Origin of the sequence: Streptomyces hokutonensis (assembly GCF_042751305.1) — a bacterium.
Lineage (GTDB): Bacteria > Actinomycetota > Actinomycetes > Streptomycetales > Streptomycetaceae > Streptomyces > Streptomyces hokutonensis_A.
Genome location: NZ_JBHYWD010000044.1, coordinates 11,627 through 33,599, shown reverse-complemented (window position 1 = coordinate 33,599; position 21,973 = coordinate 11,627). Strand labels below are relative to the sequence as shown.

Here is a 21,973-nt window from a genome sequence, read left to right as displayed (position 1 = left end):
CTGCCTTCTCCCCCCCCCCCGCGCTCCACAAAACCTCCCCACCCCCCCCCCTCGCCCTCTTGGCCCCCCCCCCTGGGCCCCCCCGTCGGGTCTGTGTCCGCTGATAAAGTGGGAGAACGCTTCGAGATCGCCGGGGCCCGTACCAAGGGGTGCGGGCCCCGGCGCGTTGCGGGCATCAGACCGAGGAAGGTTCCCCATGAACGCGAAGCCGCCGACTGCTTCCTTCGCCACGCTCGGACTGCCGCCCGAGCTGGTCGGGACGATGACGGACCTCGGGGTGACGGAACCCTTCCCGATCCAGGCGGCGACACTCCCCGACGCGCTGGCAGGCCACGATGTGCTGGGCCGCGCGCGGACCGGCTCCGGCAAGACACTCGCCTTCGGGCTCCCGCTGCTCGTACGGACCGCGGGCCGACGGGCGGAGCCGAAGAGGCCGCTCGCGCTGATCCTGGTGCCGACCCGGGAACTCGCCCAGCAGGTGGACGACGCGCTCACCCCGTACGCGCGGACAATGGGTGTGCGGCTGGCGACGGTGGTCGGCGGCCTGTCGATCAACCGGCAGACGGCGCTGCTGCGCACCGGTGTCGAGGTGGTCATCGCGACGCCGGGGCGGCTGACCGACCTGGTGTCGCGCCGCGACTGCCACCTGAACCACGTACGGATCACGGTGCTGGACGAGGCGGACCAGATGTGCGACCTGGGGTTCCTGCCGCAGGTCTCGGACCTCCTGGACCAGGTCCCCTCCGACGGGCAGCGGCTCCTGTTCTCGGCCACGCTCGACGGCGACGTCGACCGGCTGGTCCAGAACTACCTCCACGACCCTGTTCTCGCATCGGTCGACGAGGCGGCGGGCTCGGTCGCGACGATGGAACACCACGTGCTGAACATCCACGGCGCCGACAAGTACGCCACGGCGACCGAGATCGCCGCGCGGGACGGCCGCGTGCTGATGTTCCTCGACACCAAGGCCGGGGTGGACCAGTTCACCCGTCACCTGCGGGCCGCCGGGGTACGGGCGTCCGCGCTGCACAGCGGGAAGTCGCAGCCCCAACGCACGCACACGCTCGGCCAGTTCAAGGACGGTGAGATCACCGTGCTGGTGGCCACCAACGTCGCCGCTCGCGGCATCCACATCGACGCGCTCGACCTCGTCGTCAACGTGGACCCGCCGGCCGACGCCAAGGACTACCTGCACCGGGGCGGTCGTACGGCGCGCGCGGGGGAGTCCGGGAAGGTGGTCACCCTGGTCACGCCCGGCCAGCGGCGCGAGGTGAACCGCATGATGTCCGAGGCCGGCATCCGGCCGACCGTCACACAGGTGCGCTCCGGCGAGGAGACTCTGTCGGCCATCACCGGGGCCAAACGCCCCCCGGTGGGGACGAAGCCCACCGGCAACGCCCCCTTCCGTGGCATGGGCACCCGTCCGGGCCGACCGGCCAAGGAGTCCCGCAAGGCCGCCGAGGCCCGCAAGACCGCGGAAGCCCGCGCGGCGGCCCGGGTACGCAAGGGCCGCTGACCCCACGGACGAGGGTGCCGAGCCCGTGGGGCCCGGCACCGGCTTCATGCGCCGCCGACGACTCCGGGTGGGACGAAGCGGCGATGCAGTGGCCGGAACTCGCTTTCGGGCTGACCGCTGATGCCGGCCTTCTCGACTGCGGGAGCCAGCCGTTCGGCGAAGAAGGTCTGGAAGGCCTCCTCTGAGTCCCAGACGTCGGTCACGTTGAGTGCTTCGTCGTCGAACCAGGCCACGTGCACCTGTGAACCCGCGGGGGCCGCCTCTTCCCAGCCCACGGTGTCCCGAACGGCGTCGTACTGCTCGGGGGTGACACCCGTCCAGCGCATGAACATCACCACAGCCAATGTCCGCTCCTCGCTCATGTCGTGTACGACCGGCCACCGGTGCCCGCGTGCTTCGTTCACCGGTGGTGGTGGCCGGGCCATCGTCCTGCGCGACAGGGACGGTGCGAAGAGCGTACGGAGGCGCGGTACGGCTGCGATTCACTCCTCACGCCTGGTAGGCAGGAGTCCACATGGCCGTGCGGAGGTCCTCTTGCGGGGCGGGCAAGGGTGACCTGTCCGTCTTCGGTCGCTCCTACCGGCGCGCGGTCCTCGGCGGCGCGACCGAACCGCGTGGCTTGGCCGCCGGCGGCAGGACTTTGCGACGGCTTAGTTTGTTCTCGTCGATCGCCCTGACTGTGCGCTTGACCACCAGGTCCACCAGCAGGTCCGCCGGCCACCGGTAACTGGACAGCGGCGGTGTCAACAGCCTCGACAGCGGGTGGTCGTCGAAGCCCATGACCGAGACGTCGTCGGGAACTTCGAGTCCCAGCTCCCGGGCCCCGGCGTAGACGCCATAGGCCATCGAATCGGCCAGGCACAGAAAGGCGGTCGGCGGATTCGCCGAGCCCAGTACGGTCCGCGCCACCGCGGTGGCGCCGTCCAGGTCGTGCGGTGAGGGGTGGAGTGTGACGTCCAGGCCGAGACTCCGCGCGACCCGGTGGGCGATCACCTCGGCGGGGCGGTCGGGGGTGGTGGGCCGGCTCGGGGTCATGACGGCGATCCTCCGGTGACCGCAGTCGACGAGCCGTTGGAAGGCGTCGGTGACCCCGGCCTCGTTGTCGAAGACAACCTCCGCCGCGGTGGCCGCTCCTGGCAGTCCGTCACCGATGGACGTCAGCACCGTCCGCCGGGCGACCTCCTTCCAGTGTGCGGCGGCCGGGTCGACGGGCAGGACGATGAGCGCGTCCACTCGCTGGTCGGCCAGTTGGGAGGCGAGCGTGGCCTCGAGTTCGGGGTCGTTCGAGGCGTCGACGATCAGAGCGTGCCGGCCGACGCCGAGGAACCTGCGGCCCAGGGCGGCGGCGAGGTCCTGCTGCCAGACGTCGGCGAGCGATCCGCACAGCACCCCGACGTACCCCGTGCGACCGGAGGCCAGGGCGCGGGCGATCGGGTCCGCTTGGTAGCCGAGCCGATCGGCGACCTCGCGGACGCGTCGTTGAGTCTCGGGCGGCACCTGAAGGCCGCGGAGCGCGTACGACACCGCGGCGGCGGAGAGCCCGGTCTCCTCCGCGATGTCGCGCAGGGTGATCCGCCGCGGCTGTTTTGGCACCTCGTCAGTGTAACGACCCGATGAACTGGCGGGCCGCTCCGGCTGCCCGGGGCCGGAGCGGCCCCAGAGCACATTGACACCGGCTCAACTTAAGCGCTTCACTGGAACGCATCACTGAAGCGCTTAACCAAAGGGACGGCATGAGTGGGCACGGTGCGCGGCGGCGGTCGACTCCGCCTCGACCCGCGCGTCCGGGTCGACACCTCGTCGTACGGCCGCCGGACGCTCGACACAGTGACTCGCCGCAGAGCACGCCGTACGCGCCGGCAATCCGTGCCACCTACTCGAAGGAGTACGACCATGACCGCACCGCTGCCGTCCCACGACCTCGACACCGCAGCCGCCCGCGATGCCGAGCCGTGGCACCGGGTGCGGGCGGCCGTCACTCTCGACGCGCTCCCGGGCCGCGACCTGGACAAGCGGGAACTGCTGGAGCTGGCCGCGTCGATCGCCGCGGACCCCGCCAGGTGGCGTGAGCACGTGGCGTTCGACGACGACAACCGGCACTACGTCTCGCTGTACCGGGACGCCCATGTCGATGTCTGGGTGCTGTGCTGGACGCCGCGGAACGACACCGGCTGGCACGATCACGATGTTTCGTCCGGTGCCGTGGCGGTGGCCGAGGGAACACTCGTCGAACACAACCTGGCCGTCGGCGTGCCGAGCCTGGCGACCGAGGTGGGCGCCGGTCAGGTCTTCTGCTTCGGCCCCGACCACATCCACCGGCTCACCGGACGCGATGCCGGCAGCGTGTCGATCCACGCCTACTCGCCGCCGCTGTGGCGGATGGGCCAGTACACCGTCGCCCGCAACGGGATCCTCCGCCGCACGTCGGTCTCCTACGCCGACGAGCTGCGTCCACTGGACGACATGGCCTGACGCGACTCGTGCAGTCCGCTGCCGGCGGCCGGAGATCCGCGCGCTTCGTGGCGTGGTAGGCCCGGGAGTCGGGACCGCTGAGCGAGGCGAACGAATGCCCCGGACCGACCGCCCGCCGATCAGGCGGCAGCAGCGCGCAGATCTCCGGCCGTCAGCAGCGACAACAGCCCGATGTCCTCGGCCGCGAGGGCGTCGGCGCCGCCTTGTTCACGGTCGATCACGCGCAGAGCCGCAAAAGCCTGAGCCCCCAGACCACGCAGGTCCGCGGTCGACAGCACGATCTGTCCGTCGCTGGTGACCACGTCCTCGACGACCAGCACCCGACGGCTCTCGGCCTCGGCTCCTTCGGTGAGACGGCAGGTGCCATAGGGCTTGGCCTGTTTCCGTACGAACGCGCGGGGCAGGCCCGTGTGCCGGCCGAGCGCGGTCACCACCGGGATGCCGCTCATCTCCAGGCCGGCCAGGGCCTCGGTGCCAGAAGGCACCAGCGGAACCATCTGCCGGGCGATCTCGTCCAGCAGGACCGGGTCGCCCTCGAACCGGTACTTGTCGAAGTACTCCGTGGCAGTGCGCCCGGACCGAAGCGCCACCTCGCTGAAGGCGTCGGCCATGTCCGTCCAACCGCTGCTCGCGGGGGTCCGGGGTCACCGCTTCCCGGTTCCGCCGGACGCGATGCCGGAGCGCGGACGCAGCGGGAGGTGACGCCGAGCAGAGCCAGGTATGTCGCTGAATCGCGCGACCGAGGCCCTCAAGCCACAGCCTCCACAGGACCCAACGGGCCTCTCGGCGTACGCGCATGACCGGATCATCCACCGCCGGAGGCCCGTTCCAGCCACGGCGTTGATCACTGATGCCGGGCGGAGCCGGTTCTCAGCCCTGGGACTCGATCTCGGTGTCTGCGACGGCGATGGCGACTCCGAGAGCCGTGGCGATGTTGCCGGCCGCGGTCATGACGCGGGCGGTGCCCACGATGGGCGCGATGGCGACCAGGACGTCCTGCAACTGGTCGGCGGTCAGGCCGGTCTTGAGGGCGGGGTCGATATGCGCCACGTACGAGATCGGCGGGGCGTCCGAGGCGGCGAGCGCGGCGATACGCGTGAGGATGAGCAGGTCCGGGGTCATCCCGCAGCGCTCGATCGAGTCGACCGTCATGGCGGCGAGGGTGTCAAGAACAGGTGTTTCCGATGAAGTGGACATAACCGCATGCCCTCCTGGTGAGATTCGACCCCGAGAGACAACAGGCGGAAGGAACCGAGTTCCGCGAACGAAGGATTCCTCTCCACGGTAGAACGCTTCCGGGCCTCGCGCGCGGGGGCGCATGGTCCGTCGCGCCGGAGGGAAGCTCCGAGCGCCCGGCCGTGAGGATGTCCGATCTCGCGCTTGGCCTCAGAATGGGCGTAATCGACTCTTCTCTTCCGAAGGGGAGACACCCATGAAGGACCTGAAGTTCGAGCAGAAGCGCTCTCTGTCGCGCTTTGAGGCTGCTGACCAACTCACGGCACTCGCAGCCGCACTGAGGGAAGGCGGGGATGTCGAACTGGAACTCAGCCTCGGAACGCTCAGCCTGCGGATCCCCGACGACCTGCGCAGCGAGACTGAGGTCGAGATCGGCAATGGGGAGATCGAGCTGGAGATCGAGTTCAAGTGGCCGACCACGCCGCCCCGCGCGACGCCGTCGCGAACGGTCGCAGCCACGAAGAAGGCCAGAGGGGCCAAGAAGGCGCCCGCCGAGCCCGGCCGAAGCAGCACGCGCACCAGCAGGAGCAAGAACACCAAACGGTCCGCGTCGAAAGCGAGATAGGCGAACTCGGGCCGGTGCAACTGCTGTTGGAGGGCATACAGGAACGCGGATCACAAGGCGTCACCTTCTCTGGACAGTCTGTATATGGGCTATGTAGAGTACGAGTATGGGTAGGCCGCCGCGTATGACCTTGCAGACTCAACTGGTGCTGCGGGCTTTGCTGGAGGACCCTGCCAGGCAGCGGTACGGCCTTGAGCTGTGCGAGCTGGCAGGGCTGCCGTCGGGCACGATCTATCCGATCCTGGCCCGGCTGGAAGAGTTCGGCTGGTTGGAGAGCAGCTGGGAGGACCCGGCTGTGCACGAGGCGGAGGGACGTCCGCGTCGCCGCTTCTACGGGATTACGCAGGACGGTGCCGAAGCAGCCCGCGAAGCTCTGGCGCGCACCTATCGGTCCCGGAAGCAGCCCTTGCCGGGGTGGGTCAGTGCCGATCCCGCCACCGGGGGAGAGGCGTCATGACGGGGCAGCGGCGGCTTCGGTCGTCCTTGACCGCGCGGACAGGTCTGGCGCCGACCCTTGGGAGCGTCATCGCCGCAGTTCGCTCGCACCACCCGGACGCCGACGCCGGTCCGGTGGAGCGCGCGTACGCCGAGGCTTCGATGTGGCACGCGGGGCAAAGGCGGCGCAGCGGTGATCCGTACATCACCCACTGCCTTGCCGTCGCCGCCATTGTCGCCGAACTCCGCATGCCTCCACCCGTGGTGTGCGCGGCGCTGCTCCACGACGTGGAGGACACCGCCTGCCCGCCGCGGCGAATCGCCGATCAACTCGGCCAAGAGGTCGCCGACTTGATCGAGGCGGTGCGCACCGCCGAAGTCTCCGCGTACCCGCGGGCGGGCAAGGGCAGGACGCTCGCGGCCGATGCCGACGGCCCCTCGTGGGAGACCGCCGTGCTGGCCATCCGGCTCGCGGACCGGCTTCACAACATGCGCACCATCGCGTTCGTGGCCCAGACCAAGCAGCTCCTCAAAGCCCGTGAAACCCTTGATGTCTACGCACCCGCGGCTGACGCGGCGGGACTTGAGACGGTCGGCCGTGAACTGCAGGACCTCGCCTCAGTGGTCCTGCAGCCGCCGATGTCTTCGTACGCCGTCACCGGCCGACTCCTGGCGGTCCTCACTCTGCTGCTGCCGTCACGGCAACGAGCGCGCTGGCGAGAGGAATGGACCGCCGACCTGGCGACCCTCACCACCCGTCGCGCCCGCACCCGGTTCACACTCCACGTCCTGTTCGGCGCACCCCGACTCTCCATCACACTGCGCCGCCCTTTCCGTCGGGAACGGCGATGACGAGCGGGGCGGCGCGGCTGGGGGCCGCCCTGGGGACTGTGGCCGCGTTCGCGATGGCCATGGTGCAGGGAGGGCCGACCGCCTGGGCGGCCACAGCGTTCGCGGCGGGCGGCCTCGTACTGGTGGCGGCAGTGCTCTTCGTCCCCAGCGAGACACCGGCTCGCCGCCTGGTCCGCCTGCTCCAGGCCTGGCACGGCTCCGCGACCGGCGCCGCCGGACCCGAACCGGGCCGGCGGACGGCACCGCCCTCCGCCACGCAGGACGGGCTGTGACGGCCGCCCGGCGCCACTCCTCCCGCGCGGGTCAGGGCGCCAGTTTGCGGCACAACAGAGCCGCGGGACCCGGTGAGCTGCCGGTGCGGGTGGTGTAAGCGATGCCCGCGGCGTACTCGTCGTCCGCGCACTGGCCCTTGTAGTCGCCGACGGCGAAGTCACCGCCGGGGGCGTTGCCGGGCCGGTTGTCGGAGCGGTCGAACCACACCGTGCGGCCCGCTCCCGCCGGAGCGGTTACGGCGGGAGCGCACAGGGCCGCCGATGTCCCCACACCCCGGTGGCTGTAGCCGATGAGGAACTGGCCCTGCGCGCACTGGAGTTTGGTGTATCCGGAGGCCCAGTCGCCGCCCGAGGGGACGTTGCGTTCGTCGGTGACGACCGTCTGGGCGCCGTCGGTGGCGCGCAGGCCGCCCGCGGTGATGTCCGTGCACAGTCCGCGACCCGAGGTGTGTCCCAGGCCGATCAGCCGCAGCCCGTCCGGGCAGGCCGCCTTGGATGCGCCCGGATCCCAGTCGCCGGTGGCGCGCACCCGTACGGACTGGACGTAGTCGCCGTGGTCGGTGGCGAGCATCTGCCAGGCGGGGACCGGGGCGACCGGACCGCTGAGGGACGCGGCGGACATCAGCCGCTGCCAGCCGGCGGCGCGCCAGTCCGCGTCGTCCAGGAGGCCGTGCCGGGTGCCGTTCGTGTCGTAGCGCAGCAGGGCCCAGTCGTCGTGGCCCTGCCAGCCGACCAGGGGCCAGTAGGCGAAGTCGGCGTCGTGGTCGGCGAAGTAGTCGGTGACATTGCCGAACCAGGTGCGTGCCGCGGTGCCGGTCTCGCCCGCGCCGATGCCGAACTCGCTGATCCACACGGGGGCGGTGTAGTGCTTGCCGTTGTCCTGGGAGACGAAGAACGCCTCGTCGTAGAGGGCTTGGAACAGTTCGTCCCGGCTGAGGTCCTGGTAACGGGGGTCGCTGGTCTCGCCGATGCCGGTGGCACCGCTGTGGTGGGGGCCGGTGTAGCCGTAGAAGTGGGCGGAGTAGACGAGTTTGTGGGCGGCCACCAGGGTGTGCGACAGCGTGCGCGCGGGGGTGAGGAGGGGGCGGCCGTGGGTGAAGCCGTCGACGGGTATGCCGGTCCAGTTGATGCCCTCGATGACGATGAGCAGGTTCGGGTTGGCCTCGGTGAGGATGCGGTCGGCGGCGAGTTGGGCGGCGGCGTACCAGTCGTGCGCGTCGCCGCTGCCCCAGTTCGGGTCGTCCCAGACGTCACGGCGTACCTCGTTGTAGAGGTCGGCCCCCACCACGCGGGGGTCGGCGGCGTAGCGGCGGGCCATGAACACCCAGTCGTCCGCCCACTGTTGGGTCGACTGACTGCTGTTCCACCGCTCGTTGCCGTCGATCCCGCAGCACCAACGGGACGTGTTGGTGTGGTTGTTGAGGATCACGGCGAAGTCCGCCGACGTCAGCGCGGAGACCACGGCGTCGAACACCCCGAGCGGCGTCCGGCCCCGCAACTGCGGGTTGGCCGCCACGGCCGCGTCCGGTACGGCGGTGGTGTCGTGGATCATCTCGTTGGAGAACGGCAACCGGATGCTGTTGATGCCCAACTTGTGGAAGTCGGCCATCAGTTGAGCAAGGGGCACGCGGTCCAGGCCCAGGGGGACGCCGTAGGAGTTCTGCTGGGCGTGGTGATTCGCGCTGTCGGCCTTGCTGCCACTGCCGGTCCAGGAGCCCTGGGCGCCGTCCCAGTTGGCCGACTTCAGCCGGAAGCGGTTGCCGTTCGCGTCGACGATGTAGCGCCCGCGTGTGGACAGTGGTGGCTGCCAGGAGCTCTCGGCGGCGGGCGCGGCGGGGGCCGCCGGAGCCGCGGAGGCTGTCCCCGTGGACGGGAACAGGAGGGAAGCGCCTACGGCGAGTAATGTCAGGTACCGGACAAGTCTGGTCATGAGGTGCCCTCCGTACCGATACCGAAACCGAAACCGACAGATGGCAGCGCTCCTGAAGTCCCGCAGCAGCTGCCGGGGGGACACTACCGGTGACCTGCGGACCCGTCGACGGACAAAGCGCGCACTCGATCTGCGCTCGCTGTGCCCGGCCAGGAGACTCGCGGAAACGGTGCGCCTTCCCGGCCGGGCGGACGGACAGATCAGCGCAGCCCGGCGAAGAGATCGTTCTCGGGTACGGCCGCACCGGTTGCGTCCTGGACACGTAGGAAGGTCTCGATGCCCATCAATTCGCCGAACCTCTCCTTGCCCATCTTGAGGAAGAAGATGTTGTCGCCCTGACTGGCGTGCGCGGCCAGCGAGTCGAACTTCTGGCCGCTGAACGCGGTGGTGTCCACCCAGGTGGTGATCTCGTCGTCGGGAAGGCCGAGCTCGGCCATCTCGGCGGCCTCGGCGGGATCCGGCTCCGGCATGTCCGGGTGGAGCTCGTGGAGGATTTCCCCGAACTGCCGCATCATCGAGCGGGGCATCGTCGTCCAGTAGACCTTCGGTGTCAGCTCGGTCTCGGTCATCTCCAGCGCCGCCATCGTGATGCGGTGGGCCTGGATGTGGTCCGGGTGGCCGTAGAAGCCGTTCTCGTCGTAGGTGACGACCACATCGGGCCGGTACTGCCGCATCAGGTCCGCGAGCCGGGCCGCGGCCTCCTGTACGGGGGCCTGCCAGAAGGATCCCGGGGCGTCGTTGCTGGGCCAGCCCATCATCCCGGAGTCGGCATAGTCCAGCAGCTCCAGATCGCTGATCTTCAGGACCTCACAGCTCGCCTCGAGTTCTTGGCGGCGCATCAGGGCGACCGCCGCCGGATCGTGGCCGGGATCGCCCGGCTTCACACCTCCCGGTCCGTCACCGCAAGCGCCGTCGGTACAGGTCACGAGCACCGTGCGGATGCCTTCCGCCGCATACCGCGCGAGGACACCTCCGGTTGTCGTGGCCTCGTCGTCGGGGTGGGCGTGTACCGCCATGAGCGTCAAGGGCCGGTCAGTCATGAGAAGTCCTCCAACAGAAAATACGTCGCGGTCCACGGAGCGTGGCGCGGGTACCACCATCCTGGGGCCCGAATCCCGGCGGGGCGGACGACCTCGCGGTCTCCGTGTTCCCCACCCGTACGGCGCCGGGCCCTCGCCCGGTGCAACCCCGCCGACCGGACCGGCTGTTCCCCGGCGTGGCCGATTGGCCTTCCGGACTTTCGTGTTCTTCCCCGGCAGTTGTCAGGCGCCGTGGTACAGCACCCCCAGAGTCAGGGCAGCCGCCGCGGTGGCCAGGAACACGATCCCGCCGACGATGTTGCGGGAGCCCACCCGCAGGTGGGCGATGATCGCGCCGATGAAGTACAGCACGAGCCCGGAAGCGGCGAGGGTTCCCAGGATCGGCACGGCGAGCCCGGCCAGCAGTCCCACGGTGCCCGCTGCCAGCAGCATGCCCAGAACCGGCACCCACTTCCGGGGTATGCCCTTCATGTCCGCCTGGGTCTTGGGGTATTCATGGCCGATCAGGTAGGTGACGGCGGCGGCACCGTTGAACACCGCGCCGAGGAGCGTGGCCGTGATGTAGGCGGCGAACACGTTTTCTCCGGTTCTGTGGGGGACAGCGTCGGTGGGCATCCCGTTGCGGGACGCCGTTCTCCCGGACGACGAACCGGCACCTCGAATCTGTGACATCGACGGGCAGCGGACAGAGGTGTCCGGCGCTACTTGACCTTGACGCTGGCGGCAGGGCTTCACGATGACCGGCATGAACAGCACCGCACCGCAGAGCAGCAGGATCGTCGCCGTCACCGGAGCCGGGACCGGGATCGGCCGGGCCACCGCCCGCGCCTTCGCCGCTGAAGGCGCCCACGTGGTCGCGATCGGGCGGCGGGCCGAGCTCCTCGAGGAGACCGGGGCCAGGCACGACCGGATCAGGCCGCTGGCCGCCGACATCACCGCCGAGGGCGAGCCGGAGCGGATCATCCGGGCCGGCGCAGGAACTCGACGACCAGGTCTGTCGTCGCCTGCGGCTGCTTCTCCGTGATCCAGTGCCCGCAGTCCGGGATGACCGCGTCTTCGACGTCGTCGGCGACACAGCGCAGCACCTCGCCGATCCCGGGGCCGAAGGTGGCCTCGCCGCCGAAGGCCAGCACCGGCATCCGCAGCTTGCCCTGCGCGAGGAACTTCTGGTTGTCCGCCGCGTCCTGGGCGAACGCGGGGAACTGGGCGAAGCTCGCCCGCATGGAGCCGGGTTGCGCGTAGAGCGACGCGTAGTGCTCGTGCTTCGCCTCGTCGAACCGCTCCGGGACCACGGAGAGTTCGTTCCAGAAGCGGTCGAGGTAGCTGCGCTCACGGCCGTCGACCAGGCGCTCCATGTCGTGGCCGCCGAAGCCGAAGTGCCACATCATCGGATCCTGGGTGATCCGGTCCCAGGGGCCGATGCCGGGCAGCGGCGCGTCGATGGCCACCCATCGGCCGCCGCGTTCGGGGTGGGTGGCGGCGACGGTGTAGCCGACCATGATGCCGATGTCGTCATCGTCGTGCACGCCCTCGACACCGAGCGGATCGGCGTACCGGCCGAGGCCACCCCGACCTCGCCACGACCAGCCACATCCTCGCCCGCGCGGTCCTGACCGTCACCGCCGAGACCCCCGCCTGACGGCGCTCACACCGGTGAACGGGGGCCGCGCCGGAGTCAGCGGTGAGGTGGGACTCCATGGTTCCCTGAGCCCCCGGCCGGCCTCACGCCGAGAACTCGCGTATCACCGTGTTCCGGAACACCGCACTGCCGCCGATCGTGAAGAGCGCGAGCCGGGTGTCCAGCAGATAGGGGAACACCTGAGTGGTGTGCACATAGCGGCCGTCGTCGACGAACATCTCCACCGACGTGCGGTCCACCAGGATGCGCAGCTTCACCGTGCCGGCGGACGGGTCGAACGGGGTGTGGCTCTCCTGCCACTTGCCGGACGTGTCGGCGTTCACCGTGCCCCGTCGGTTGAGGAAGGCGTAGTCGGCGTAGATCCCGGCGTCGATGTGTCGACCGCCGTCGGGCGATCGCCTCAACTGGAGCCCTGCGCCGGTGAGTTGGGACCAGGTGAGCTGGGTCGTCACCTCGTAGGAGATACCGGTGTAGTCGAGCACCTTCGTGCCGTTCACCGTCACGTCGCCCAGGTTCACGGTCCGGGAGACATGCGAGTCGAGGCCGGCGACGGGCCGGGAGGCGAGATAGTAGGTGTTGTCGGACGCCTTCTTCAGGGTGATCTCGCGGACGACGGAGTCGGTGCCGTTGAAGCCGTCGCAGTCGATGGTGGGGGTGGTGTTCGCGTAGTCCCAGTTGTTCACCCACCCGATCGCGTACCGGGCGGCCGCGTCCACCGCACCGCTCGCGGCCCGCTTCTCGAAGGTGACGGCGCCGTACCAGTCCCAGCCGTGGTCGAGCCACTGCGGGTCATTCGTGTCAGCGGCGAACGCGCTGCCGTCGAAGGAACCCGTCCAGTAGGCGTACGTGTTGGGCAGCCCCGAGCCCTTCCCGTTGGCGCTGGCGCCGAGCACCCATTTCACGGTGCCGTCGCCGGCGGTGATCCGGAACAGGTCGGGGCACTCCAGGACGCCGATGCCGTCGTGGACGAAACCGCCCACGTACGTCCAGGACTTGAGGTCGGCGGAGTGGTAGAAGCCGATCTTGTCGTTCTCGGCGAGGGCCATCACCCAGCGGCCCCGGTCCTCGTCGCGGATCACCTTGGGGTCGCGGAAGTCGGCGACGCCGGGGTTGGGCAGGACGGGGTCGGTCCCGTAGTTGGTGAAGGTCAGACCGCCGTCGGTCGAGTAGTACAGGAACTGCTCCTGGTGGTCGGTGCCGCCGCCGGGGGACATGGTGACGATGACGACGACCGCGCCCGCGCCGAACCCGGCCGTGTTGCCGGTGTCGACCACCGCCGAACCCGACCAGAGATCGCCGTTGGGCGTGGTGTCCTTGGGGACGGCGACCCCGCGGTCGGTGAAGGACACCAGGTCCTTGGTGGTGGCCAGGCGCCACGCGGTGCCGACGACACCGGTGAAGTAGTCGGCGTTGTAGAGGTAGTAGTAGTGGTACTCGCCGTCGATCCAGATGGGCCGCTGCGGGTCGTTCTTCCACTGGTCGGGGACCGTGAAGTGGTACGCGGCGCGGTAACTCGCTCCGGTCACCGCGGACTTGGTCCTGTTCTTGGCCGTGGCCGTTCCGGTGGGCAGCAGGGCGGCGGCGGTCCCTGCCGCCGATCCCGCGAACAGTGATCTCCTGGAAATCCCCGGGGTTCCGGGCATGACGCATCGTTCCTCTCGTGCGGCTCCTGCGAACGAGGACTGTAGACCTAACTCGATAAAGGTCAAGAGGCCTAACCCGTTAAAGCTCACGCGTTCCCGACCCTTGACAGGCCTGCCGCCCGGTTCCCATCATCTGGGCATCACCCCTGAACTAACACGAGTTAGGCCCGTTGATGACTGACTCGCACATCCCCCGCCGCACGCTGCTGCGGTACAGCGCGTACGGGGCCGGAGCAGCCGCCCTGGCCGGGACCGCCGCGAGCTGGGACCGGCTCACGGGAGCCGACATCCCCGGCCGCGACGACGGCTCCCTCGTCGTCGCCACCCTCGGCGCAGCCTTCGACCCGGCCACCATCGACGCCCTCACCAAGGGCTTCCACCGTCTCCACCCCGACATCCCGCTGCGGGTCAACCCGGTGCAGGCCGTCGACTGGTCTGACTTCTTCGCGAAGATCCTCACCCAGATCGCCGCGGGCACCGCCCCCGACCTGGTGTATGTGGCCACCGAGGGCGTGCAGTTGTTCGCCCGGAAGCTCGGCGTATCCCTGGACCGCTGGGTGCGGCGCGACGCGGCGGAGCTGCGTGAGTACTTCGCCGACGTCCACCCCTCACTGGTCGAATCGATGATGTACGAGGGGAGCCTCTACCAACTCCCCATGGAGTTCAACGCCGCCGACATCTACCTCAACAAGCAGGTGCTGAAGCGGGCGGGCGCAAGCTTCCCGGCGGCGGACTGGAGTCGCGACGACTTCACCGCGCTGCTGCGGGAGTTGAAGCGTGCCGGCGACGCGCACTTCACTCCGTACTTCTGGACCAACCGGCTTTGGGGCGGCGTGGTGCCCTGGCTCTTCGCGAACGGCACGAACCTGCTGAAGGAGTCGAAGGCCCCCGGCGGCTCCTGGCTCTGGGACACCTTCTACCCGGCCGCCGACCGGCAGGGGCGCGGCGGGGGCTTCCGCTGGAGCACCCCGCAGGCCACCGCCGACCGGGTCGAGGAGGCGTACGACTATCTCGCCTCCCTCGTCCAGGAGGACCTGTGCACCCGGCCCGAGGGCGGCAACGGCAGCAATCTGGTCGGCGTGTTCTCCACCGGCCGCGTCGGCGTCACCCCGGCGGGCGGCTTCTGGGCGGGCGGCCTGCAACAGGCCGGCATGCGGGCCGACGGCTACGACGTGCAGTACTTCCCGCGCTGGCGCACCCAGCGCCACCAGTTCGGCGCGGCGGGCTACGCGCTGCTGCGCACCTCCAAGAAGCAGGAGGCCGCCTGGGAGTTCATCAAGTACGCGGCCCGCAAGGACACCATGACCATGCTGTTCAAGAGCAACCAGACCACCCCGGCCCGGCGTTCGATGCTGAACGCGGCACGCTACGCCGAGAGCGGCCCGGCCCACTGGCAGGTCTTCTACGACACCCTCGACCGGTTTCCCGACACCGGCCCGATCCCCGCGCCGCCGCAGGTCGCCGAGGTGACCGACGTCCTGCTCAAGTACACCGGTACCGCACTGGCCTCGCCGCGTGCGGTGGGTCCCGCGCTGCGCCGGATGCAGGGCGACCTGGAACGGGCCATGGAGCGTGAGATATGACGAACACTCAGATTTCGAACTCCCAGGTCCCGCCCGTACGTTCGCGGCCCGCCACGCCACCCGCTATCGCCGTACGGCCTTCCGTCCGCGACCGCGGCTCCCGGCTGCTGGCCACGCTGTTCCTGGCGCCCACGGTCGTCGGCATCGTCGTCTTCACGGTCGTGCCGATCATCGGGTCCATCGTGCTGAGCCTGTTCCACTGGAACGTGATCGACCCGCCCCGTTTCGCCGGCGGCGCCAACTACCGCACCACCTTCACGGATTCGACCGTCCTGGTCTCCTTCCGCAACACGCTCGTCTTCATGGTCCTCGCGGTCGCTCTGCAACTGCTGATCGCGCTGTCGCTGGCGCTCGCGCTGAACGGTCGGATGCCGGTGTGGCTCCGGTCGCTGTTCCGTTCGGCGTTCTTCTTCCCCCTGGTCCTGTCCGCCGCGTCTATCTCGGTGGTGATGAAGTACCTGTTCAACCAGGACTTCGGGGTGGTGAACTGGCTGATCGGCCTGGTCGGCGTCGCGCCCGTGCCCTGGCTGACCTCCGAGCACGCGGCGATGGCCACCGTGATCCTGGTCTACGTCTGGCAGCAGTTCGGCTTCTCGTTCCTGCTGTTCGTCGGCGGTCTGAACAACATCCCAAAGGAGATCCACGAGGCCGCCGCCCTCGACGGCGCGACCGGTCTGCGCAAGCACCTCGGCATCACGCTGCCGCTGCTGTCGCCGACGCTGCTCGTCGCGTCGGTGGTCGGCATCATCAACGCCCTCCAGGTCTTCGAACAGCCCTACGTCCTCACCGACGGCGGGCCCGGCGACGCCACCCGCACCGTGGTGATGGTGATCTATGAACGGGCCTTCGAGCAGCTCGACTTCGGCGAGGCATCCGCGGTGGGCGTGCTGCTCTTCGCGCTGATCATGGCGGTCACCGCCGTCCAGTTCCGGCTCAGCCGGCGTTTCGTCCACTACCAGTGAGCCGGTGAGCCGCATGAGCACTATGAGCCAAGCAACCCCGACCCTGAAGGCAACCCCGGCCCTGAGCCGCGTACGGTACTCACTCGCCCCCTGGGCCCGGATCGCCGCACTGACCGCGTGCGCCCTGCTGACACTCGGCCCGGTCATCTGGACCGTCTCCACCTCGCTGCGCACTCCGGCCCAGTCGTTCGACCTGCCCCCGCAGATCATCCCGACCCGTCCGACGACCGCGGCCTACCGCGGGGTCTTCGATCAGGTCGACGTGTGGCTGCTCGCCCTGAACTCCACGCTGGTGACGGCACTGGTCGCCGTCGGCCAGATGATCACGGCGGGCCTGGCCGGATACGCCTTCGCTCGCATGGAGTTCCGATTCAAGAGGCCGCTCTTCGGCTTGGTCCTGGCGACCATGATGGTGCCGTTGCAGGTCACCATCGTGCCGGTGTTCCTGGTGCTGAAGTCGATGGGCCTCACCGACACGCTCCTCGGCCTGATCGTCCCGGCCTTCCCGACCGCCTTCGGCACGTTCCTGATGCGCCAGTACTTCCTCGGTATGCCGAAGGACCTGGGCGAGGCGGCCATGCTGGACGGCGCGGGACCCTGGCGGATCTTCCGTTCGGTGTACGCGCCGCTGGCCGCACCCGGCCTCGCGATCGTCGGCGTACTGGCCTTCAACTACCACTGGAACGAGTTCTTCCGCCCACTCATCCTGGAGACCTCCAGCCAGAACTACACGCTCCCGCTGGGACTGGTCTCCCTCCAGGGCAACCTCGGCACCGGGTCGATCTCGGTGGTCCTGGCCGGGGTCGTGCTCTCGATGCTCCCCGCCCTCGCCGTGTTCGTCGTCGGCCAGCGCCCTCTGCGTGAGGGCATCACCTCGGCAGGAGTCAACCGTTGAGTCATGACCCCAACGCACCGCGTTTCAGGGTCCGTCCGCCCGTCGGCTGGATCAACGACCCCAATGGGCCGTTCCGTTGGCGGGACCGCTACCACCTCTTCTACCAGCACAACCCCGACGCACCGGTGCACGCGAACGTCCACTGGGGTCACGCCTCCAGCACCGACCTCGCGCACTGGGAGCACCACCCGATCGCGCTCACCCCGACGCCGGGCGGCCCCGACGAGGCCGGCTGCTGGTCGGGCTGCGTGACTGACGACGCCGGCACACCGACCGCCGTATACACAGGAGTTGACCGTACCCACACCGGACTCGGCACCATCTGCCTGGCGCGGGCGGCCGACCCCGACGACGAGCGACTGACCGAGTGGAAGCCACTGCCGACCCCGGTGGTGGCCGGTCCGCCACCCGGGCTGGACGTGGTGATGTTCCGCGACCCGTTCGTCTTCCACCACGCGGACCGGCGCTGGGCCCTCGTCGGCGCCGGGCACGCCGACGGCACACCGTCGGTCCTCCTCTACGACTGCGACGACCTGACCGACTGGCGGTTCGCCGGTGTCCTGCTGGACGGCAACAACCCGGTGGCCGCAGGCGTGTTCGGCGACAAGTCGGTGGGCTGGGAGTGCCCGCACCTGTACCGGACGGCGAGTGGCGACCACGTACTCCTGGTGTCCCTGTGGGACGGAGACCCGTGCTCCACCGGATATCTGACGGGTCGTCTGGAGGTCGACAGCAAGGGCGAGTTGCAGCTTGAGCCGCGCACCGGCGGCCGGCTCGACCAGGGGCGGGACTTCTACGCCCCCGCAATACTCCAGGAGCCGGACCGTGCCCTGCTGTGGGGCTGGTCGTGGGAGTCCCGCCCGCAGGAGGAGCTGGACCGGGCCGGATGGGCAGGCGTACTCACGGCACCCCGCGTGGTCGACATTCACCCCGACGGTTCACTGCGGGTGAGTCCGGCCCCGGAACTCGAACTGCTGCGCCCGGCCGAGCCGTTCGTCACCGCACCGGGCCGAGTCCCGCTTCCCTCCGCCTACGACCTGACGGTCACCGCCCGCGAACCGACGACGCTGAGCCTGCTCCGGGATGCGGCGGGCCGTGAGCTGACCGTCCGGGCGGATCCTGCCTCGGGGACGGTCGTCCTCGACCGCAGCGCCTGGCCCCGGACCGGCAGGGAAGGCTCCGCCCCGATCACCGTGCACGTGCCGAAGGGGCCGGAACTCGCGCTCCGGCTGCTCGTTGACGGCTCGCTCCTCGAACTCTTCGTCGCGGACCGTGCCATGGTCACCGAGCGCGTCTACCGGCGCCCCGACGACATCGCCGAGCTGGTCGTCGACGGGGCGGGGGCGCGGGTCATGGGGTGGGCGCCGGGCCCACGGGGACGCGGTTGACCATGGGCCGGGGCATGCGCGGGCCGGGGGTGAAGAGCACCGCGTGGGCGCCGGGTCCACGGAGGCGCGGCTGACCACAGGGCGCCAGGCACGGGCCGGGTGCCGGGTTACCGGGTGGGCGTCGGACCTACGGAGGCGGGGTTGACCACGGGCTGGGGCAGGCGCGGAACGGGCGCTCAGGTCACCGGGCGGGCGGCACCGGCCCCACGGAGGCGCGGCTGACCAGGGTGCAGGCCACGCGCCGACCAAGCGCCCGGGCACCTTATGGGCGCCGGACTCACGAAGGCACGAGTGACCACGCACGGGGCAGGCGCCCGGGTTATCCGGTGGGCGCTGGACCCGCGGAGGCGCGGCTGACCGCAGAGCAGGGCAGGCGCGGAACGGGCGCTCAGGTCACCGGGTGGGCGGCGCCGGCCCTGCCGGGGCGCGGCTGACCAGGGTGCAGGCCACGCGCCGACCAAGCGCCCAGGCACCGAATGGGCGCCGGACTCACGAAGGCACGAGTGACCACGCACGGGCCAGGCGCCCGGGTTATCGGGTGGGCGGCGCCGGTCCCACCGAGGCCCGGCTGACCACAGGACACTTCAGCCGCCGGACGGTCGCCGGCGGCTTACGGCCGGCTTCGATGGCGTCCAGGAGCAGCCGGGTCGCCGCCTCGCCCATCGCCCGGTGCGGCAGCGCGACCGAGGTGAGGGGCGGGGTGAGGAACGCGGCCATGTGCTCCTGGTCGTCGTAGCCGACCACGGAGAGATCGGCGGGCACGTCGATCCCGAGCCGGGTCGCGGCGTGCAGGACGCCCGCCGCGACCCGGTCGTTGTAGCAGAGGACGCCGGTGGGGCGACGGTCCGGCTCGACGCCGTCGAGGAGGCGCAGCGCTCCCGCGTATCCCGCGGAGATCTCCCCGCCGCCGCGCACGATCCACTCCTTGGGCACCGTGACGCCCTCGGCGCGCAGCGCGTCGCGGAAGCCGCGGGTGCGTTCCACCGAGGCGATGTCGTCCAGGCCGCCGATCACGGCGAGCCGGCGGTGGCCCGCACCGAGCAGCAGCCGGGCCGCGGTACGGCCACCGGCGCGCTCGGCGGGGACCACGGCGGGCAGGGAGTCGTCCTCGGGCAGGCAGTTGGCCAGCACGGAGTGGGTGCGGTGCAGGCCCTCGGGGACGCGGACCCGGCGCAGTGACATGGCCGCGTAGATGATGCCGTCCACGCGCCGGTCGAGCAGTTCCGCGACGGCCGCGTCCTCCTTGACCGGGTCACCGCCGGAGTCGACGGTGAGGACGAGATGGTCGCTGTCCCAGGCGGTCTCCATGGCGCCCCGCAGCAGTCGGCCGGCGAACGGCGAGGAGGCGATCTCATCGGTGACCAGGCCGATCACGGCCGTACGGCGACGGCGCAGGCCGCGGGCCACCGGGTCGGGGCGGTAGCCCAGCCGGGTCGCGGCCTGCCGGATGCGTTCCTGGGTGGCGGACGAGAGGTTGCCCTCGGCCCGGCCGTTGAACACGAAGGACACCGCGGTGTGCGACACACCGGCGAGCCGGGCGACGTCCCGTGACGTCGGGCGCCCGGTGCCCGTGCTCCCGCTCTCCTCGGCACCGCCCACGCCACCCGCCGCCCTCACCCAGCCCGTCACTGTCGATCACCGTCCACCCTATCCGCGGGGAGCGCCACGGCATACGGGACAACGAGCGACGTCGGTGGTCCCGCGTCAGCGGTGGACAACCGACGCGGGACCCTTGGCGACCGCCTCAGCGCGCGGTGAGTTTCCACAAGTGGTCGGCGGTGCCGTTGTCCGACCACTGGAGGACCTGGGCGCCGGAGGCCGTGCTCATCTGGTCGACGCCGAGCAGGAGCCCGCTGTTGTAGTTGGCGATCTTGGCGTAGCCGTCGCGGGCCGGGATGATCTGCCAGAGGTGGTCGGCGGTGCCGTTGTCGCCCCAGATCAGGGCGGTGCCGCCGTCGCTGGTACCCGCGTTGGTGATGCCGAGCAGCAGGCCGCTCTTCTGGTTGGCGATCTTGTAGAGGCCCTGGCCTGCCGCCACGAGGGTCCAGTTCTCGTCGGTGCCGGTGGTGGACGTGGCCTGGACGACCGAAGTGCCTTGTGCGGTGGCCGCGTTGAGGGTGTCCAGGGCGAGGCCGCTGTTCTTGTTGGTGATCTGGTAGCGCCCGGCCAGGGATGTCGAGGTGCCGCCGGGAGTGATCGTCAGGTGGTAGCCGTCGGCGGCGTTCATCGTGACCGGCACCGTGATGGAGCCATTCGAGACGGAGTAGTCGGTGTCGGAGATGGTGATCGGGCCGGGGGAGGCGGTGGTGCGGCCCGTGTCCGGGCTGTACTCCAGCTTGACGTGGACGGTGCTGCCGTATGCCGGCAGGGACGAGAGCCCGTTGATCGTGACGGCGCAGGAGCCGGTGCAGCCGCCGGCGATGACGCTGATCTGGTTGCCCGCGCCGTTGAGGGAGGCGAGGCCGTCGATGCCGGTCTGGGCGGGCGGTGTGGTGGTGAGCATGGTCCCGGACATGGCGCCGTACCACTTGTACGTCCAGTACGACCCGTTGGGCGAGCCGCCGGTGTCGGTCAGGGTGTCGCCGAGAGTGCCGTAGTGGTTCCAGAAGGCCAGCTCGGCGTCGCGGACGCCCGCGCGCTCGAACTTGGCGGCGTAGCCGATGAGGGCGCCCGAGTCGCCCATCTCGGTGGGCGTGCCGTACTCCTCGATGGCGATCGGACGCGGGCTGATGCCGAGGCTGCTCTCCAGCGCGCGGTAGGCCGCGACATGGGCGGCGATACCGGAGCTGCCCTGGAGCTCGTGCCAGGCTATGACGTCGGGGACCGTTCCACTGGCCTTGGCGTCGGTGAGGAACGTGGTCATCCAGGACTGGTTCCACACCGAGTAACTCGGGCCCTGGATCGGGGTGGTGGCGTCCTTGGCGCGGACCTCCTTGAACGTGCGCGCCCAACCGGCGTCGAAGGCACCCGCGTTGGTGGTGTCCCAGGTCCCGTCCGGCTCGTTCCAGAGCTCGTACGCGCTGATATTGGTGGCACCCGAAGACTTCACCGCGGCGACCTGCTGGTCCACGGCCGAGAGCCAGTTGCTCCAACTCACCCACTGATAGGGGAAGTTCGGGTACCAGTCCGGCATCCGTACGACCACCTTGGCGCCCGCCGCTGCGGCCTTCGGGGCGACGACCAGGGCGTCACCCGCGGGTACGGGCTCTCCGTTGGGGAGTTGGCTGCCGCCGGGCGCCATCTGGACGAACGTGTTGGGCTTCAGAGCCTGTACGACGCTGTCGGTGGGGGTGCTCGCGGTGGCGAGGCCGTAGAGGCTGCCCGTGCCGACGTGGGTGACGGAGCGCAGGTTCTGCGCGGCGTTGACGATCAGCGTGGTGGACGAGGTGGGGGTGGCCTGGGCTGGTGCGCCGGTCAGGGCGAGGGCGGTGGCGGCCAGGGCGGTGGACGTCACGATGGCGCCGACGCGGGCGAGGGGTGCTCTGGAACGGTGACGGTGGCTCGGGTACGACATGCGGCTCTCCTGAGGAAGGGAAGGGGGACTT

General features: G+C 70.1%; 21 protein-coding genes and 1 pseudogene. 11 read left to right on the top strand and 11 right to left on the bottom strand.

Features of this window, described 5'->3' with window-relative positions; all coding sequences use genetic code 11:
- The first annotated feature begins 196 nt into the window (after positions 1-196).
- Positions 197-1,516, top strand: coding sequence for a DEAD/DEAH box helicase (locus ACFXC1_RS50345; protein ID WP_381256983.1), 1,320 nt, complete (start codon positions 197-199; stop codon positions 1,514-1,516).
- Between the two features lie 44 nt (positions 1,517-1,560).
- Here the strand turns inward: ACFXC1_RS50345 and ACFXC1_RS50340 are convergent, their stop codons facing one another.
- Positions 1,561-1,878, bottom strand: coding sequence for a hypothetical protein (locus ACFXC1_RS50340; RefSeq protein ID WP_381256981.1), 318 nt, complete (start codon positions 1,876-1,878; stop codon positions 1,561-1,563).
- Between the two features lie 214 nt (positions 1,879-2,092).
- A complete protein-coding gene (locus ACFXC1_RS50335; protein ID WP_381256978.1) occupies positions 2,093-3,109 on the bottom strand; it encodes a LacI family DNA-binding transcriptional regulator in 1,017 nt (338 codons plus the stop codon).
- 300 nt (positions 3,110-3,409) lie between these two features.
- On the opposite strand from ACFXC1_RS50335, the gene ACFXC1_RS50330 reads away from it, so the two are divergent.
- On the top strand, positions 3,410-3,988 hold the full coding sequence (locus tag ACFXC1_RS50330; RefSeq protein ID WP_381256975.1) for a cysteine dioxygenase: 579 nt from the start codon (positions 3,410-3,412) through the stop codon (positions 3,986-3,988).
- A gap of 119 nt (positions 3,989-4,107) precedes the next feature.
- On the opposite strand, the gene ACFXC1_RS50325 is transcribed toward ACFXC1_RS50330, so the two are convergent.
- Together ACFXC1_RS50325 and ACFXC1_RS50320 are read right to left on the bottom strand one after the other, a co-directional pair.
- Entirely contained in the window at positions 4,108-4,599 is a 492-nt protein-coding gene (locus ACFXC1_RS50325) for an orotate phosphoribosyltransferase (protein ID WP_381256973.1), read from the bottom strand.
- 259 nt (positions 4,600-4,858) lie between these two features.
- Complete coding sequence (locus ACFXC1_RS50320; RefSeq protein ID WP_359611152.1) at positions 4,859-5,185, bottom strand: carboxymuconolactone decarboxylase family protein; 327 nt, start codon at positions 5,183-5,185, stop codon at positions 4,859-4,861.
- 235 nt (positions 5,186-5,420) lie between these two features.
- On the opposite strand from ACFXC1_RS50320, the gene ACFXC1_RS50315 reads away from it, so the two are divergent.
- The 4 genes from ACFXC1_RS50315 (at position 5,421) to ACFXC1_RS50300 (ending at position 7,348) form a co-directional block, all read left to right on the top strand.
- The gene (locus ACFXC1_RS50315; protein ID WP_381256970.1) at positions 5,421-5,789 is read left to right on the top strand and encodes an amphi-Trp domain-containing protein; all 369 of its coding nucleotides are present in this window, start codon (positions 5,421-5,423) and stop codon (positions 5,787-5,789) included.
- Positions 5,790-5,913: 124 nt separating this feature from the next.
- Positions 5,914-6,246, top strand: a complete 333-nt coding sequence (locus ACFXC1_RS50310) for a PadR family transcriptional regulator (RefSeq protein ID WP_381256967.1) — start codon at positions 5,914-5,916, stop codon at positions 6,244-6,246.
- The gene (locus ACFXC1_RS50305) at positions 6,243-7,076 is read left to right on the top strand and encodes an HD domain-containing protein (protein ID WP_381256964.1); all 834 of its coding nucleotides are present in this window, start codon (positions 6,243-6,245) and stop codon (positions 7,074-7,076) included. The genes ACFXC1_RS50310 and ACFXC1_RS50305 overlap by 4 nt, the downstream gene beginning before the upstream one ends.
- Complete coding sequence (locus ACFXC1_RS50300) at positions 7,073-7,348, top strand: hypothetical protein (RefSeq protein WP_381256962.1); 276 nt, start codon at positions 7,073-7,075, stop codon at positions 7,346-7,348. The genes ACFXC1_RS50305 and ACFXC1_RS50300 overlap by 4 nt, the downstream gene beginning before the upstream one ends.
- Before the next feature lie 31 nt (positions 7,349-7,379).
- Here ACFXC1_RS50300 and ACFXC1_RS50295 read toward each other — a convergent pair whose 3' ends face one another.
- From ACFXC1_RS50295 to ACFXC1_RS50285, 3 genes are all read right to left on the bottom strand, one after another.
- Positions 7,380-9,278, bottom strand: coding sequence for a glycoside hydrolase family 5 protein (locus ACFXC1_RS50295; RefSeq protein ID WP_381256959.1), 1,899 nt, complete (start codon positions 9,276-9,278; stop codon positions 7,380-7,382).
- Positions 9,279-9,478: 200 nt separating this feature from the next.
- Positions 9,479-10,318 carry a PIG-L family deacetylase gene (locus tag ACFXC1_RS50290; protein ID WP_381256957.1) on the bottom strand — a complete coding sequence of 280 codons (840 nt, stop codon included), beginning with the start codon at positions 10,316-10,318 and terminating at the stop codon, positions 9,479-9,481.
- A 222-nt stretch (positions 10,319-10,540) separates the two neighbouring features.
- The gene (locus ACFXC1_RS50285) at positions 10,541-10,894 is read right to left on the bottom strand and encodes a DoxX family protein (protein ID WP_381256954.1); all 354 of its coding nucleotides are present in this window, start codon (positions 10,892-10,894) and stop codon (positions 10,541-10,543) included.
- Between the two features lie 160 nt (positions 10,895-11,054).
- On the opposite strand from ACFXC1_RS50285, the pseudogene ACFXC1_RS50280 reads away from it, so the two are divergent.
- Positions 11,055-11,288 (top strand): annotated as a pseudogene (locus ACFXC1_RS50280) (SDR family NAD(P)-dependent oxidoreductase); the annotation flags it as partial.
- Here ACFXC1_RS50280 and ACFXC1_RS50275 read toward each other — a convergent pair.
- Positions 11,278-11,844, bottom strand: a complete 567-nt coding sequence (locus tag ACFXC1_RS50275; protein WP_381256952.1) for an alpha/beta fold hydrolase — start codon at positions 11,842-11,844, stop codon at positions 11,278-11,280. The pseudogene ACFXC1_RS50280 and the gene ACFXC1_RS50275 overlap by 11 nt on opposite strands.
- A 196-nt stretch (positions 11,845-12,040) precedes the next feature.
- Entirely contained in the window at positions 12,041-13,600 is a 1,560-nt protein-coding gene (locus ACFXC1_RS50270) for a glycoside hydrolase family 32 protein (RefSeq protein WP_381256950.1), read from the bottom strand.
- Positions 13,601-13,773: 173 nt separating this feature from the next.
- Here ACFXC1_RS50270 and ACFXC1_RS50265 point away from each other — a divergent pair, with 173 nt between their 5' ends.
- The 4 genes from ACFXC1_RS50265 to ACFXC1_RS50250 are packed head-to-tail and all read left to right on the top strand — an operon-like array spanning position 13,774 to position 18,428.
- The gene (locus tag ACFXC1_RS50265; RefSeq protein WP_381256947.1) at positions 13,774-15,183 is read left to right on the top strand and encodes an extracellular solute-binding protein; all 1,410 of its coding nucleotides are present in this window, start codon (positions 13,774-13,776) and stop codon (positions 15,181-15,183) included.
- An 11-nt stretch (positions 15,184-15,194) separates the two neighbouring features.
- The gene (locus ACFXC1_RS50260; protein WP_381256989.1) at positions 15,195-16,145 is read left to right on the top strand and encodes a carbohydrate ABC transporter permease; all 951 of its coding nucleotides are present in this window, start codon (positions 15,195-15,197) and stop codon (positions 16,143-16,145) included.
- 22 nt (positions 16,146-16,167) lie between these two features.
- On the top strand, positions 16,168-17,040 hold the full coding sequence (locus ACFXC1_RS50255; RefSeq protein ID WP_381256945.1) for a carbohydrate ABC transporter permease: 873 nt from the start codon (positions 16,168-16,170) through the stop codon (positions 17,038-17,040).
- A complete protein-coding gene (locus ACFXC1_RS50250; protein WP_381256942.1) occupies positions 17,037-18,428 on the top strand; it encodes a glycoside hydrolase family 32 protein in 1,392 nt (463 codons plus the stop codon). The genes ACFXC1_RS50255 and ACFXC1_RS50250 overlap by 4 nt, the downstream gene beginning before the upstream one ends.
- 531 nt (positions 18,429-18,959) lie before the next feature.
- Here the strand turns inward: ACFXC1_RS50250 and ACFXC1_RS50245 are convergent.
- Positions 18,960-20,027 carry a LacI family DNA-binding transcriptional regulator gene (locus ACFXC1_RS50245; RefSeq protein WP_381256986.1) on the bottom strand — a complete coding sequence of 356 codons (1,068 nt, stop codon included), beginning with the start codon at positions 20,025-20,027 and terminating at the stop codon, positions 18,960-18,962.
- A 145-nt stretch (positions 20,028-20,172) separates the two neighbouring features.
- On the bottom strand, positions 20,173-21,942 hold the full coding sequence (locus tag ACFXC1_RS50240; protein ID WP_381256939.1) for an RICIN domain-containing protein: 1,770 nt from the start codon (positions 21,940-21,942) through the stop codon (positions 20,173-20,175).
- Between the last annotated feature and the right edge of the window lie 31 nt (positions 21,943-21,973).

What these genes read in the sequence shown, in the direction of transcription:
- ACFXC1_RS50320 (WP_359611152.1), bottom strand. Translation starts at nt 5,185, where the DNA reads ATGTCCACTTCATCGGAAACACCTGTTCTTGACACCCTCGCCGCCATG.
- ACFXC1_RS50255 (WP_381256945.1), top strand. Translation starts at nt 16,168, where the DNA reads ATGAGCCAAGCAACCCCGACCCTGAAGGCAACCCCGGCCCTGAGCCGC.
- ACFXC1_RS50300 (WP_381256962.1), top strand. Translation starts at nt 7,073, where the DNA reads ATGACGAGCGGGGCGGCGCGGCTGGGGGCCGCCCTGGGGACTGTGGCC.
- ACFXC1_RS50270 (WP_381256950.1), bottom strand. Translation starts at nt 13,600, where the DNA reads ATGCCCGGAACCCCGGGGATTTCCAGGAGATCACTGTTCGCGGGATCG.
- ACFXC1_RS50310 (WP_381256967.1), top strand. Translation starts at nt 5,914, where the DNA reads ATGACCTTGCAGACTCAACTGGTGCTGCGGGCTTTGCTGGAGGACCCT.
- ACFXC1_RS50305 (WP_381256964.1), top strand. Translation starts at nt 6,243, where the DNA reads ATGACGGGGCAGCGGCGGCTTCGGTCGTCCTTGACCGCGCGGACAGGT.
- ACFXC1_RS50240 (WP_381256939.1), bottom strand. Translation starts at nt 21,942, where the DNA reads ATGTCGTACCCGAGCCACCGTCACCGTTCCAGAGCACCCCTCGCCCGC.
- ACFXC1_RS50325 (WP_381256973.1), bottom strand. Translation starts at nt 4,599, where the DNA reads ATGGCCGACGCCTTCAGCGAGGTGGCGCTTCGGTCCGGGCGCACTGCC.
- ACFXC1_RS50315 (WP_381256970.1), top strand. Translation starts at nt 5,421, where the DNA reads ATGAAGGACCTGAAGTTCGAGCAGAAGCGCTCTCTGTCGCGCTTTGAG.
- ACFXC1_RS50340 (WP_381256981.1), bottom strand. Translation starts at nt 1,878, where the DNA reads ATGAGCGAGGAGCGGACATTGGCTGTGGTGATGTTCATGCGCTGGACG.
- ACFXC1_RS50330 (WP_381256975.1), top strand. Translation starts at nt 3,410, where the DNA reads ATGACCGCACCGCTGCCGTCCCACGACCTCGACACCGCAGCCGCCCGC.
- ACFXC1_RS50265 (WP_381256947.1), top strand. Translation starts at nt 13,774, where the DNA reads ATGACTGACTCGCACATCCCCCGCCGCACGCTGCTGCGGTACAGCGCG.
- ACFXC1_RS50290 (WP_381256957.1), bottom strand. Translation starts at nt 10,318, where the DNA reads ATGACTGACCGGCCCTTGACGCTCATGGCGGTACACGCCCACCCCGAC.
- ACFXC1_RS50295 (WP_381256959.1), bottom strand. Translation starts at nt 9,278, where the DNA reads ATGACCAGACTTGTCCGGTACCTGACATTACTCGCCGTAGGCGCTTCC.
- ACFXC1_RS50345 (WP_381256983.1), top strand. Translation starts at nt 197, where the DNA reads ATGAACGCGAAGCCGCCGACTGCTTCCTTCGCCACGCTCGGACTGCCG.